Annotated in this window: 11 protein-coding genes; 2 read left to right on the top strand and 9 right to left on the bottom strand. The window is 70.4% G+C overall.

The annotated features are described in order from the left end of the window. Positions 1–77: 77 nt before the first annotated feature. From FNV62_RS04525 to FNV62_RS04515, 3 genes are all read right to left on the bottom strand, one after another. Positions 78–1,412, bottom strand: a complete 1,335-nt coding sequence (locus FNV62_RS04525) for an enolase C-terminal domain-like protein (RefSeq protein WP_097282705.1) — start codon at positions 1,410–1,412, stop codon at positions 78–80. A gap of 42 nt (positions 1,413–1,454) precedes the next feature. After that, the gene (locus FNV62_RS04520; RefSeq protein ID WP_143599996.1) at positions 1,455–2,792 is read right to left on the bottom strand and encodes a gluconate:H+ symporter; all 1,338 of its coding nucleotides are present in this window, start codon (positions 2,790–2,792) and stop codon (positions 1,455–1,457) included. A 129-nt stretch (positions 2,793–2,921) separates the two neighbouring features. Beyond that, entirely contained in the window at positions 2,922–3,881 is a 960-nt protein-coding gene (locus FNV62_RS04515; RefSeq protein WP_143599995.1) for a 5-dehydro-4-deoxyglucarate dehydratase, read from the bottom strand. A 106-nt stretch (positions 3,882–3,987) separates the two neighbouring features. Between FNV62_RS04515 and FNV62_RS04510 the strand changes: the two genes are divergently transcribed. Both FNV62_RS04510 and FNV62_RS04505 read left to right on the top strand, forming a co-directional pair. Next, a complete protein-coding gene (locus FNV62_RS04510) occupies positions 3,988–4,776 on the top strand; it encodes an IclR family transcriptional regulator (protein WP_143599994.1) in 789 nt (262 codons plus the stop codon). A gap of 68 nt (positions 4,777–4,844) precedes the next feature. Further along, complete coding sequence (locus FNV62_RS04505) at positions 4,845–5,645, top strand: metallophosphoesterase family protein (RefSeq protein ID WP_205522219.1); 801 nt, start codon at positions 4,845–4,847, stop codon at positions 5,643–5,645. Positions 5,646–5,738: 93 nt separating this feature from the next. On the opposite strand, the gene trxA is transcribed toward FNV62_RS04505, so the two are convergent. Genes trxA through dnaK form a run of 6 tightly spaced genes read right to left on the bottom strand, consistent with a single transcriptional unit; the run spans position 5,739 to position 12,629 of the window. Next, on the bottom strand, positions 5,739–6,197 hold the full coding sequence (trxA, locus tag FNV62_RS04500; protein WP_225900139.1) for a thioredoxin: 459 nt from the start codon (positions 6,195–6,197) through the stop codon (positions 5,739–5,741). Continuing rightward, positions 6,194–8,836 carry an ATP-dependent chaperone ClpB gene (clpB, locus tag FNV62_RS04495; protein WP_143599993.1) on the bottom strand — a complete coding sequence of 881 codons (2,643 nt, stop codon included), beginning with the start codon at positions 8,834–8,836 and terminating at the stop codon, positions 6,194–6,196. Before clpB ends, trxA begins: the two co-directional genes overlap by 4 nt. Further along, positions 8,827–9,222, bottom strand: coding sequence for a chaperone modulator CbpM (locus tag FNV62_RS04490; protein ID WP_097282700.1), 396 nt, complete (start codon positions 9,220–9,222; stop codon positions 8,827–8,829). Before FNV62_RS04490 ends, clpB begins: the two co-directional genes overlap by 10 nt. Continuing rightward, positions 9,219–10,196 carry a DnaJ C-terminal domain-containing protein gene (locus FNV62_RS04485; RefSeq protein WP_097282699.1) on the bottom strand — a complete coding sequence of 326 codons (978 nt, stop codon included), beginning with the start codon at positions 10,194–10,196 and terminating at the stop codon, positions 9,219–9,221. Before FNV62_RS04485 ends, FNV62_RS04490 begins: the two co-directional genes overlap by 4 nt. A gap of 6 nt (positions 10,197–10,202) precedes the next feature. Next, entirely contained in the window at positions 10,203–10,715 is a 513-nt protein-coding gene (locus FNV62_RS04480) for a nucleotide exchange factor GrpE (RefSeq protein ID WP_143599992.1), read from the bottom strand. 9 nt (positions 10,716–10,724) lie between these two features. After that, positions 10,725–12,629 (bottom strand): molecular chaperone DnaK, encoded by a 1,905-nt coding sequence (dnaK, locus tag FNV62_RS04475; protein ID WP_097282697.1) that lies wholly within the window; start codon positions 12,627–12,629, stop codon positions 10,725–10,727. Positions 12,630–12,910: the final 281 nt, after the last annotated feature.

Below are 12,910 nucleotides of genomic sequence, written 5' to 3'. Positions count from 1 at the left end.
GGAGTCTGTCAGGCCGAAGTCCTCACCCGGAAGGGTGAATGGACAACAGTCGGTCCCGCGACGGAAATGAGAGTGGCTCAACGCACCAGACACGGACGCTTGCTGTCGAACTCCCAGCCGGGGACCAGGTAGCGCATCCCGACCGCGTCGTCACGCGCCCCCAACGCCTTCTCCTGGTAGAGCTCGTGGGCCGCCAGCAGCCGCTCCCTGTCGAGTCGGACACCGAGACCGGGCGCGTCCGGCACGGCGATCTCCCCGTCGACGATGCGCGGCGGTTCGACGGTCAGGCGCTCCAGACCTTCCTGCCAGATCCAGTGCGTGTCCAGGGCGTTGTACGCGCCCGGAGCCGCGGCCCCGCAGTGCGTCACCATCGCCAGCGAGATGTCGAAGTGGTTGTTCGAGTGGCAACCCCAGGTCAGCCCCATCGCGTTGCACAACTGCGCCACGCGCACCGAGCCCTGCATGGTCCAGAAGTGCGGGTCGGCCAGCGGGATGGACACCGACTGCAGGGCCAGGGCATGGGTCAGCTGCCGCCAGTCGGTGGCGATCATGTTGGTCGCGGTCGGCAGGCCCGTCGCGCGGCGGAACTCGGCCAGGATCTCCCGACCGGAGTAGCCGCCCTCGGCTCCGCAGGGGTCCTCGGCGTAGGCGAGTGTGCCCACCAGGGGCGAACACAGCTCGATCGCCTCGCGCAGCGACCACGCGCCGTTCGGGTCGAGGGTGATCCGCGCCTCGGGGAAGCGGTCCTTGAGCGCCCGTACGGCCTTGACCTCCTCCGCGCCCGCGAGGACACCGCCCTTCAGCTTGAAGTCCCGGAAGCCGTACAGGTCGTGGGTCGCCTCGGCCTGCCGGACGATCGCCTCCGGCGACAGGGCCTCCTCGTGCCGGATCCGGTACCAGTCCTCGGCCGCGTCCGGCTCGCGGACGTACTCCAGTTCCGTGCGGCCGGGGTCACCGACGTAGAACAGATAGCCGAGGACCCGTACGGAGTCGCGCTGCTGTCCGTCGCCCAGGAGCGCCGCGACGGGTACGTCGAGATGCTGCCCCAGCAGGTCGAGCAGCGCCGACTCGACCGCGGTGACGGCGTGGACGGTGGTCCGCAGGTCGAAGGTCTGGGCGCCGCGCCCACCGGCGTCGCGGTCGGCGAAACGGTCACCGATCTCGCGCAGGACGCGCTTGTAGTCACCGACCTTCGCTCCGACGACCAGGGACTCGGCATCCCGCAGCGTCCGGGTGATCTTCTCCCCGCCGGGGACCTCACCGAGACCCGTACGCCCCTCGGAGTCCGTCAGGACGACGACATTGCGGGTGAAGTAGGGGCCGTGCGCGCCGGAGAGGTTCAGCTCCATGGAGTCCCGGCCGGCGACCGGGTAGACGGAGAAGGCGGTGACGGTCGGCTGGCTCTTGCTCATGCGTCTCAAAGTCCTTGGGTACGGGGGTGACAGGGGCTGTGGTCAGAGGCTGAGGACGTCGAGGGCCCGTTCGACCGCCAGGACACCGCCCAGACCGAGGACGGCCAGCACGGTGGTGTACGTGGTGCGGACCTTGATCGCCTCGACGACCGAGAGGTCGAAGTACTCCTTGAACAGCCAGAATCCGGGGTCGTTGACGTGGGAGAAGGCGATCGAACCGCAGCAGACGGCGAGCACCATCATCTCGGGGTGTACCCCGCCGCCCGCCAGGAGCGGCAGCACCACGCCGGAGGCCGTGACGACGGCGACCGTCGCCGAGCCCAGTGCCACCCGGAGGATGACCGCGATGAGCCACGCGAGGACGATCGGCGAGATGGACCAACCGTGCGTCTGGTCCTTGATGTAGTCGGATATCCCGCCCTCGACGAGGACGTTCTTGTAGGCGCCGCCGGCACCGATCACCAGCAGGATCATGGCCATCGCCTGGGCGGCGGAGTTGCAGGAGGCGCTGACCTCCGCGAGGCTCCGCCCTATGCGCGGGCCGAACGCCCAGACCGCCAGCAGCAGGGTCAGCAGCAGTGCGATCGGCGCGGATCCGATGAAGGCGACGAAGTGCAGGACCGGGCTCGAACCGGACGTGGCCATGTCGGTCACGGCGGCACCGGCGATCAGCGCGACGGGGAACAGGGCCACGCCCAGTGACCAGCCGAGCCCGGGCATCTCCTCGTCCTCGAAGACCCGCTCGCTGACCAGGCCCGGGGGGATCGAGGGATTCATCGCCCTGACGAACGGCAGCCGTGGCCACACCAGAGCGATGAGCGCGCCGACCGGGACGGCGATGAACAGGCCGTAGAAGAGCGTCAGACCGACGGACGCGTGGAAGGTCGCGGCCACCGCGGTGGGACCGGGGTGGGGCGGCAGGAAGCTGTGCATGGTCGACAGGGCGATCGACATCGGCAGCCCGACCCACAGCAGCTTCGCGCCGGTCACCCGTACCAGGATGAACGCGATGGGCACGATGATGATGAACGCGACCTCGTAGAACATCGTCACGCCGATGAGCATCGACGTCACCACCATGGCGACCTGGACGCCGCGCGGGCCGAAGGCGTCGAGGAGCTTGCCGGCGATGCGCTGGGCGGCGCCGGAATCCCCCATGACACGGCCGACCATCGCGCCCAGCCCGATGGTGAGCATCGTGTCGCCGACCTGGCCGCCGATGCCCTCCGAGAGGACGTCAGGGATCTTCTCCAGCGGAATCCCACGGACCAGACCGACGCCGACCGCCACCAGTAGCAGGGCGGCGAAGCCGTTCAGTTTGAGCTTGGTCATGAGCAGCAGCAGGACCAGCACGCTGATCCCGACTACGAGAAGCGGCACGTCTCAGTTCCCCTTTGAACTGGTTGGACCGGGTGACGGGTGACGGGGGATGGGCGACGGATGGCGGAGGGCGGATGACGGATTGCGGCTGACAGGTGACAGATCACAGATGACAGATAACGTCAGCTGTCAGCCGGATCCCCGTACGGCCCCGACCACCTTCAGACCGTCGTCGAGCACCTTCGCCAGCGCGTCGAGATCCTCCGGCCCCGGGTCCGTGAGCGGCGCGCGTACCGGCCCCACCGGCAGACCGCGCAGCCCGGCGGCGGCCTTGACCAGCGACACCGCATAGCCGGGGACCCGGTCGCGCAGTTCGACGAGCGGGACGTAGAAGTCGCGCAGGAGCTTGGTCACTCCCGCGTCGTCGCCGTCCCGCAGGGCGGCGAAGAAGGCGTTCGCGATCTCGGGCGCGAAGGCGTGGACCGCCGAGGAGTAGGCGGGGACGCCCACGGTGGCGTAGGCGCGGGCCTGGATCTCGGCGGTGGAGGCGCCGTTGAAGAAGAGGAAATCGTCGGGCGCCGCGAGTGTGAGGCGCTGGAGGCGGTCGAGGTCGCTGTGTCCGTCCTTGAGGCCGATGACCGTGGGGATCTCCGCGATCCGGCGCAGACTGTCGGCGGTGAAGTCGACCTGGCCGCGCTGGTAGGCGATCAGCGGCAGAGAGGTGCCGGAGGCGATCCGCCGCAGTTGTTCCACCAGCCCGTCCTGCGGGGCGGCGACCAGGTAGTGGGGGAGTACCAGCGCGGCGTCCGCGCCCGCCTCCTCCGCGATCCGGGCGAAGCGCAGGGCCTGCGCCCAGCCGTAGCCGATGCCCGCGACGACCGGCAGTCGTCCGTCGGCGATCTCGACCGTGGCCCGGACGACCGTGCGGTACTCGTCCTCGTCCAGCGAGAAGAACTCCCCGGTGCCGCAGGCGGGGAACACCGCGCCCGGCGCGCTGTCCAACTGGGCGGTCAGGTAGGCCCGGTACGCCTCCAGATCGAGACCGCCGTCCTCCCGGAAGCTCGTGAGCGGGAAGGACAGCACTCCGCCCACCATGCCGTCCCGCAGTCGCTTGGCCACGTCCTCGGCCGCCGCAGTGAACCGTGTCATGAACTCTGTCCTCATATGCAGATGACGTCTATATATGAAGATGGAGGCTAGGGTCGTGAACGCGCGGGGTCAATGGGTGCGGCAGGGCGGATTTACGATGGGCCCCATGCCGGAGAGCAGTGGTGTCCGAGAAGTGAAGTCGGCGGCCCGCACGGTCGCGCTGCTGGAACTGCTCGCCGGGCGGGGCGACCGGCCGGCCCGGCTGGACGAACTCGCCGCGCAACTGGGGGTGCCGCGCAGCAGCATGTACCAGTTGCTGCAGACCCTCGTCGACCGCGGCTGGGTGCGCGCCGACACCACCGGTTCGCTGTACGGGATAGGGATCCGTGCCCTGCTCACGGGCACCAGCTATCTCGACAGCGACCGGCATGTAAGGGTGGTCCGCCCCTACCTCGACGAAGCCTCGGACGCGCTCGGGGAGACCATTCACCTGGCCCGCCTCGACGGCGCCGACGTCGTCTATCTCGCGACCCGCGAGTCCCACGAGTACGCGCGCACCCTCAGCCGGGTGGGCCGCCGGGTCCCGGCCCACGCCGGTGCCCTCGGCAAGGCCCTGCTCGCCGAGCGTCCGGACAGCGAACTGTCGCTTCCGGCGCAGCCGTTGACCGCTCTCACGGAGAACACGCACACCGAGTCGGCCACCCTGCTCGCGGACCTCGCGGAGGTACGGGAGCGCGGCTACTCCATCGACCGCGAGGAGACGGTGCCCGGTATCGCGGGCTTCGGCTTCGCCCTGCGTTACGACACGCCGGCCGTCGACGCGATCAGCTGCTCGGTTCTGGTGGCCCGGCTCACCGGCGAGCACGAGGCCCGTATCGTCGCCGTCATGCGGGAGATGCGGATGAAGATCGAGTCCCTGCTGTCGCCCGCCTCGGGTGCTCCCGACTGGCGTTGACCGGTTCGGTGGCGACGGTTTCGGTGGAACGGCCGGTGCGCCATCGGCCGCCGTTGTTACCGTCAATCATGGACACGACCTTGTACGGCCCCAGGGCCTGGGAGGGGCCGACGCGCCGCTACGGTCCCATGCGACGGGTCGCGGTCGTTTCCGACGTCCACGCGAACGTGCCGGCGCTGACCGCGGTCCTGGCGGAGATCGAGGGGGCCGGCGTCGATCTGGTGGTCTCGTGCGGAGACCTGACCTGGGGTGCCGAACCCGACCGTACGGTGGAGCTGATGGCCGGGCTGCCGCGGGCCCTGTGCGTCCGGGGCAACGGGGAGCGCGCCGTCGTGGACATTCACCGCGGGGTCCGTCGGCCGAGCACCGAACGTGAGGCGTGGGTGCCGCGGCAGCACTCGGACGCGAGCGTCGCGTTCGTCGCCGGGATCCCCTTCAGCGTCGTCGTGGACGTCGTCGGGCTGGGACCCGTGCGGTTCTGCCACGGATCGCCGCGCGGCGACACGGAGTTGGTCACACCCGCCACGCCTGCCGGGCGATTCGCGGAACTGGCCGCGGACGTCGAGGAGGCGGTGATCGTCACCGGGCACACGCACCTCCAGTTCGACCGCACCGTCGCCGGACGGCGCAGCGTCAACCCGGGCAGCGTCGGGCTCCCCTTCCACGAGGGCCCGCCGGGCACCGCCTTCTGGGCCCTGCTCGGCCCGGATGTGGAGCTGCGGCAGACCTCGTACGACGTCGACGCCGCCCGTGCCGCCGGGCCCCGCACGGGCGACCCCGCCGCCGAACGCATCACCGCCCTGCTGAACTCCCCGCCCACGCCGGCCGAGATCACCTCGGACGCGGAGGCGCGGGTCTTCTCCGACTAGTAGCGGGGCGCCCGGCCCACGGGGCGCCGGACAGCGGGCGACGTGTGTGGGGTTCACCCTGCTGGGGCCGTGCCCGCGTTCGCGCGGCCCGGTTCAACGACGGGCGGCCAGGGTCTCCTCCACCCACTGCCTCAGCGCCGGCGCGGGCGCCGCTCCCGTCTTGCGTGCGATCACCTCTCCCTTGTCGAGCAACAGGAGCGTCGGCACGGCCTGTACCTGGAACCGCTGGGCGAGCCGCGGGTTCTGGTCGATGTCGACCTTGACCAGCTTGACCCGCCCGGCGAGTTCGTGGGCGACCTGCTCCAGCGCGGGGCTGACCATCCGGCAGGGCCCGCACCAGGTGGCCCACAGGTCGACGACGACGTACGGCTTCGCCTGTTCGGCGACCTCCGCGAAGTCGGCGTCGCCGGCGTCGGCGATCCACGCGAGCGGGGACGCGCAGTTCCCGCAGCGCGGCGTGCCGGCGGCCGCCGCCGGCACCCGGTTCTTGCGACCGCAGTGGTCGCAGACGACCGTCGTGCTTGTGCCCGTACTCGTGGTCACCGCACTCACGCGGCTTTCCGCACGTCCGGTGCGGCCTGTCCGCCGTAGGTGACGACGAGTTCGCCGTTCTGGGCGTCGACGCGGATCGTCGTGCCGTCCTGCACGTCACCGCGGATCAACGCCCGGCCGACCATCGTCTCGACCTCGTGCGAGATGTACCGGCGCAGCGGCCGGGCTCCGTACACGGGGTCGAAGCCCTGCTCGGCGATGAGTTCGCGGGCGGCGTCGGTGAGCTCGACCGTGATCTGCCGTTCGGCCAGCCGTCGGCGCAGGTCGTCGAACTGCAGCTCCACGATCCGCTCGATCTGCGTCATGCCCAGCGGCTTGAACAGCACGATGTCGTCGACGCGGTTGAGGAACTCGGGCCGGAAGTGGCCCCGCAGATCGCTCATCACCAGTGCTCGCGCGTCGGACTTGATCTCGCCGTCGGCGGTCACCCCGTCCAGCAGGTGGGCCGAGCCGATGTTGGAGGTCATGATGATCACGGTGTTGCGGAAGTCGACGGTGCGGCCCTGGGAGTCGGTGACGCGGCCGTCGTCGAGGACCTGCAGCAGGATGTTGAAGACGTCGGGGTGGGCCTTCTCGATCTCGTCGAACAGGACCACGGAGTACGGCTTGCGGCGCACCGCCTCGGTGAGCTGGCCGCCCTCCTCGTAGCCGACGTATCCGGGAGGCGCTCCCACCAGCCTGCTGACGGTGTGCCGTTCCTGGTACTCGCTCATGTCCAGGCGGACGATGCTCTCCTCCGAGTCGAACAGCGCCGCGGCGAGCGCCTTGGCCAGTTCGGTCTTCCCGACGCCGGTGGGGCCGAGGAAGATGAATGAGCCGATCGGCCGGCGCGGGTCCCGGATCCCGGAGCGGGCCCTGATGATCGCGTCGGTGACCAGCTTGACCGCCTCGTCCTGGCCGATCACCCGCTCGGTGAGGATCTCGTCGAGGCGCAGCAGCTTCTCGCGCTCGCCCTCCTGGAGGCGGGTGACGGGGATGCCGGTCCAGGCGGCGACGATCTCCGCGATCTCGTCCTCGGTGACGACCTCGCGCAGCAGCCGGTTCTCGCCCTGCTTGGCGGCCAGCGCCTCCTCCTCCGCCGTGAGGCGGCGTTCGAGTTCGGTGAGCCTGCCGTAGCGCAGTTCGGCGGCCCGGTTGAGGTCGTAGCTGCGTTCGGCCTCCTCGGCCTCCTGCCGGACGTGCTCCAGTTCCTGGCGCAGCTCCTGCACCCGGCGGATGGCCTGGCGTTCGGCCTCCCACTGGGCGTGCATGGCGTCGGCCTCGGCGCGCAGGTCGGCCAGTTCGCGGCGCAGCTCGTCGAGTCGCTTCTGGCTGGCGGCGTCGGTCTCCTTGGCGAGCGCCGCGTCCTCGATCTCCAGACGGGTCACCCGGCGGGTGATCTCGTCCAGTTCGGCGGGCATGGAGTCGATCTCGGTACGCAGCCGCGCGCACGCCTCGTCGACCAGGTCGATGGCCTTGTCCGGCAGGAACCGGTCGGAGATGTAGCGGTGGCTGAGAGTCGCCGCCGCGACCAGCGCGGTGTCCTGGATCTTCACACCGTGGAAGACCTCCAGGCGCTCGCGCAGTCCGCGCAGGATGGAGATGGTGTCCTCGACGCTCGGCTCGTCCACCTGCACCTGCTGGAAGCGGCGTTCGAGGGCCGCGTCGGACTCGACGTACTTGCGGTACTCGTCGAGGGTGGTGGCGCCGATCATGTGCAGCTCGCCGCGTGCCAGCATGGGCTTGAGCATGTTCCCGGCGTCCATCGCGCCCTCGGCACCGCCGCCCGCGCCGACGACCGTGTGCAGTTCGTCGATGAAGAGCAGGATGCGCCCCTCGCCCGCCTTGACCTCGCTCAGTACGGCCTGCAGCCGTTCCTCGAACTCGCCGCGGTACTTGGCGCCCGCTACCAGCGAACTCATGTCGAGCGAGAAGATCGTCCGGTCGCGCAGCCCGTCGGGCACGTCGCCCCGCACGATGCGCTGGGCGAGTCCCTCCACGATGGCGGTCTTGCCGACCCCCGGGTCACCGATGAGGACGGGGTTGTTCTTCGTCTTGCGGCTCAGGATCTGGATGACCCGGCGGATCTCCGCGTCCCGGCCGATCACCGGGTCCATCCTGCCGCTGCGTGCCTCGGCGACCAGATCACGGCCGTACTTCTCCAGTGCCTCGTACGCCGCTTCGGGCGTCGCCGAGGTGACGCGCTGGTTGCCACGGATCCGGGTGAGCGCGGACAGGAACCCGTCCTTGCTGACGCCGTGCTCCTTGAGCAGTCGGCCGGATGCCGTGCGGGAGCCCTCGTCGGCGAGTGCGAGCACCAGGTGCTCGACGGACACGTACTCGTCCTTGAGCCGCCTGGCCTCCTGCTCGGCCGAGTCCAGTACCTTCGCCAGCCGTTGGGTGACGTACACCTGTCCTGGGGTGGCACCGGGGCCGGTCACTTTCGGCCTGCGGGCCAACTCCTCGTTCAGCGCGGTGCGCAGGGCCCGGGTGTCGGCGCCCGACTGGTCGATCAGCCGCGGTATCAGGCCGTCGGGCTGGTCGAGCAGGGCGAGGAGCAGATGCTCGCCGTCGACCTCGGTCTGGTTCAGCCGGCCGGCGATGGTCTGCGCTTCCTGGAGCGCCTCCTGGGACTTCTGGGTGAGCCGGTTCATATCCACGATTCATCACTCCTGGAGCCGGCGTTGCTGCGCCTCAGAGCGTCCTCCAACTCACTGATCCGGTCGAGCAGATCGAGCACCAGACCCAGGGAGGCGTAGTTGAGGGGGAGCGCGGCCCGTAGTCGTTGGACGCGGGCGAGGGTGGCGGGAGCGGACGGCTCGAACCACAGTCGCCCGGTGGCGTCCCGGGTGGCGTCGACGAGGCCGAGGGTGACGAACCGGCGCACGAGATCCGGATGGAGACCGGAACGGGTGGCGACGGCGTCGAGACCGAGCCGATGGGCCGGTCCGAGCGGGGCGGCGCGGACCACGATGTTCAAGGCCGGCCGGGCTACCGGGGTGGCGGAACGGCGGTGCGCACCGCCGGGGCGGGGGGCTGTGGTCATCGGGGCCTCCTCGGGTCGAAGGCGGACGCGGCGGCCAGTTCCTCGAAGAGCTCACGCTCACGGGCGGTCGGCTCGGGCGGCACCATGATGCGGACCTCCGCGTACAGGTTGCCGTCCTCGCCGCGCGGGTTGGGCATGCCCTCGCCGCGCAACCGCAGCCGGCGGCCGCTGGAGGAGCCCGCGGGGACGGTGACCTTGGCCGTGCCGCCGGGGGTGGACACCGGCACGGTCGCGCCGAGTGCCGCCTCCCACGGTGTCACCGGGAGGACCACGTGGATGTCGCGGCCCTCCAGCCGGAACCGCCCGTCGGGCTTGATCCGCACGCGCAGATACAGGTCGCCCGGCGGGGCGTCGGGGCTGCCCCTGCCGCCTTCTCCGGCCAGCCGGATGCGCTGCCCGTCCACCACCCCGCGCGGGATGTTGACGTCGTAGGTGCGCTGTCCGGTGGGGCCGCCCAGGGTGATGCCGCGCTTGCCGCCCCGGTACGCCTCCTCGACGCCGAGCTGGATCTCGGCCTCCTGGTCGGCACCCGGTACCGGACCCCAGCCGCCCCCCGCCCCCGCGCCCCCGCCGCGTCCGAAGATCCCGCCGAACAGGTCCTCGAAGTCGACGCCGGAGCCGTCGAAGTCGACACCGTCCGCCGTACGGAAGCGCACCCCCCTTCCGCCTCCTCCGCCGGCCCCTCCGACGCCCGCGCTCCAGCCGCCCCGGGCACCCGCTCCCGCGGCCACCCGCTCGTCGTAGTCCTCCGGGATCTGCCGGAAGTTCTCACCGAAGCGGTCGTAGCGCCGCCTGGTCTTCGGGTCGGACAGCACGCTGTACGCGTCGTTGATCTCCTTGAAGCGCTCCTCGGCTCCCGGGTCCTTGTTGATGTCGGGGTGGTGTCTGCGCGCCAGCTTGCGGAAGGCCTGCTGGATCTCCTCCGCGCTCGCGGTGCGCGGCACCCCGAGCACGTCGTAGTAGTCCCGTGCCATGGGGCGTCACTCCTGCCGCTTGCTGACCACGACGAAGGCGGGGCGCAACTGCTTGCCGTCCGCCCCGTAGCCCGGGCTCACCACCTGGGCCACGGTGTTCGGCTCGGCGTCGGGGGTGTCGACGACTCCGACGACCTCGTGCCGGGTCGGGTCGAAGGGCACCCCGGTCTCCTCGTAGCGGGGATACCCGAGGCCGCGCAGCACCTCGACCGCCTGGTCGCGTACGGCTTCGACGCCCTTCAGCACGGCGGAGGGGTCGGAGTCGGAGTGGGCCAGCGCCCGTTCCAGGTTGTCGAGGACGGGCAGCCAGGCCCCGGCGGTGCGGGCGCGCTCCTCGGCCCGCACGCGTTCCAGTTCCTTCGCGTGACGCTTGCGGAGGTTGTCCAGGTCGGCGAGCGCGCGGCGCCAGCGGTCGCGCATCTCGTCGAGGGCGGCGGTCTGTTCGTCCGCCTCCGGCGCCTGCGAGGGGGTCTCGCCCGGCTGTTCCGGGGGCGTCATCGGCTCCTGCTCGGTGGCCATGACCGCTCCTCAGCTCTTGTCGAATTCCGCGTCGATCACGTCGTCGCCGGCTGTTGCCGAGGCGCTCGCGGTGTCCTCCGTCCCGGTTCCGGTTCCGGCCTGGGCCTGTGCGGCCGCACCGGCCTGGTACTGGGCGAGCGACGCCAGCACCTGCTGGAGTTCGGAGGTCAGCGGCCTGGCCTTGTCCGGGGACGCCTGCTGCTGGACCGCCTCACGGGCATCGGCGACGAGCATGTCCGCCCGGGCCCGCTCGTGCGAGGGCACCGCGTCGCCCAGCTCGGTCAGCCGGCGCTCCACCTGGTAGGCCACGGCGTCCAGTTCGTTGCGGGCGTCCACGGCATCGCGCAGCGCCTGGTCCTCGCCGCGGTGCTGCTCGGCCTCCTGGACCATCCGCTCGACCTCGCCCTGGTCGAGGTTGGAGCCCTCGCTGATGGTGATGGTCTGTTCCTTGCTGGTGTCCTTGTCCCGTGCGGTGACGTTCAGGATGCCGTTGGCGTCGATGTCGAAGATGACCTCGACCTGCGGCTCGCCGCGCGGGGCGGGGCGGATGTCCTTCAGCTGGAAGCGGCCGAGGATCCGGTTGTCGGCGGCCATCTCGCGCTCGCCCTGCAGGACGACGACGTCCACGGCCTCCTGGTTGTCCTCCGCGGTGGAGAAGGTCTCCGAGCGGCGGACCGGGATCGTGGTGTTCCGGTCGATGATCTTCGTCATCACACCGCCACGGGTCTCCACGCCCAGCGACAGCGGAGTCACGTCGAGCAGCAGGACGTCCTTGACCTCGCCCTTGAGCACGCCCGCCTGGATCGCGGCGCCCAGCGCCACGACCTCGTCGGGGTTGACGCTCATGTTCGGGTCCTTACCGCCGGTCAGTCGGCGGACCAGGTTCTGCACGGCCGGGATGCGCGTCGAGCCGCCGACGAGGATGACCTCGTCGATGTCGTTCGCGCTGGCCTTGGCGTCGGCCATCGCCTGCTTGACCGGCTCCATGGTCCGCTCGACCAGGTCGGCGGTGATCTTCTCGAACGTGGACCGCATGATCGTCTCGGTCAGGTGCTTGGGGCCGGAGGCGTCCGCGGTGATGAACGGCAGGCTGACCTGCGTCTGCGTGACCGAGCTCAGCTCCGTCTTGGCCTTCTCCGCGGCTTCGAACAGTCGTTGCAGCGCCTGCGGGTCCTTGCGCAGGTCGATCCCGTTCTCCTTCTGGAAGCCGTCCGCGAGCAGGTCGACGAGGCGACGGTCGAAGTCGTCGCCGCCGAGGTGGCTGTCGCCCGCCGTCGAGCGCACTTCCACGACCCCGTCACCGACGTCCAGGATGCTCACGTCGAAGGTGCCGCCACCGAGGTCGAAGACGAGCACCGTCTCGTGCTGCTTCTTCTCCATGCCGTACGCCAGTGCCGCCGCCGTCGGCTCGTTGATGATCCGCAGTACCTCGAGCCCCGCGATGCGCCCCGCGTCCTTGGTCGCCTGGCGCTGGGCGTCGTTGAAGTACGCGGGCACGGTGATGACGGCCTCGGTGACCTTCTCGCCCAGCTGCTTGCCGGCGTCGTCGGCGAGCTTGCGCAGCACCAGCGCGCTGATCTCCTCCGGCGCGTACAGCTTGTCGCGCACCTTGAAGCGCGCGACTCCGCCCTCGCCCTCGACGACGTCGTACGCCACCGCCTTGGCCTCGTCGGAGATCTCGTCGAAGTGCCGGCCGATGAACCGCTTGGCCGAGTAGATGGTGCCCTTGGGATTGAGGATCGCCTGGCGCCTGGCGAGCTGACCCACCAGCCGTTCGCCGCTGTCGGTGAAGGCGACGATGGAGGGCGTGGTGCGCGAGCCCTCGGCATTGGGTATGACGGTCGCTTCACCGCCCTCCCATACGGCGATCACCGAGTTGGTGGTGCCCAGGTCGATTCCGACTGCCTTGCCCATGAGGAACTCCTTCGCCTGCCACCCCCGGCGTCCGCGCGTCTCCGGCGGCGGCGGTTGTCTTCAGGTGCGGTCGCGTGTCCGCGGGCGCGTCGGCGGGCGGACACGGGTCGTGGGTTCCGTCCTTGCCAGGGTGTTACGGGACGAAGGGCGACGCCTGCTCCCGGCGGGGCGAAATTCGGCCCCTCCTCTCCCCCCGGGAGTGCAGGAGGCCACGCGGCACGCGCCACCTCCAGGGGTGCCCGGCGCAAGAAGCGGCGAAAGGGGGTGAAAGCTAGTATTAC

It is taken from the genome of Streptomyces sp. RLB3-17, from assembly GCF_007113425.2.
Classification (GTDB): domain Bacteria; phylum Actinomycetota; class Actinomycetes; order Streptomycetales; family Streptomycetaceae; genus Streptomyces; species Streptomyces mirabilis_D.
Note: the sequence above shows the minus strand (reverse complement) of the source record. Positions and strands in the feature narration are given on the sequence as shown.

Bases quoted from the DNA above. Each gene is read 5' to 3' on its own strand.
- FNV62_RS04480 (WP_143599992.1), bottom strand. From the start codon at position 10,715: ATGGCCACCGAGCAGGAGCCGATGACGCCCCCGGAACAGCCGGGCGAG.
- FNV62_RS04505 (WP_205522219.1), top strand. From the start codon at position 4,845: ATGGACACGACCTTGTACGGCCCCAGGGCCTGGGAGGGGCCGACGCGC.
- FNV62_RS04525 (WP_097282705.1), bottom strand. From the start codon at position 1,412: ATGAGCAAGAGCCAGCCGACCGTCACCGCCTTCTCCGTCTACCCGGTC.
- FNV62_RS04515 (WP_143599995.1), bottom strand. From the start codon at position 3,881: ATGACACGGTTCACTGCGGCGGCCGAGGACGTGGCCAAGCGACTGCGG.
- dnaK (WP_097282697.1), bottom strand. From the start codon at position 12,629: ATGGGCAAGGCAGTCGGAATCGACCTGGGCACCACCAACTCGGTGATC.
- FNV62_RS04510 (WP_143599994.1), top strand. From the start codon at position 3,988: ATGCCGGAGAGCAGTGGTGTCCGAGAAGTGAAGTCGGCGGCCCGCACG.
- FNV62_RS04490 (WP_097282700.1), bottom strand. From the start codon at position 9,222: ATGACCACAGCCCCCCGCCCCGGCGGTGCGCACCGCCGTTCCGCCACC.
- FNV62_RS04485 (WP_097282699.1), bottom strand. From the start codon at position 10,196: ATGGCACGGGACTACTACGACGTGCTCGGGGTGCCGCGCACCGCGAGC.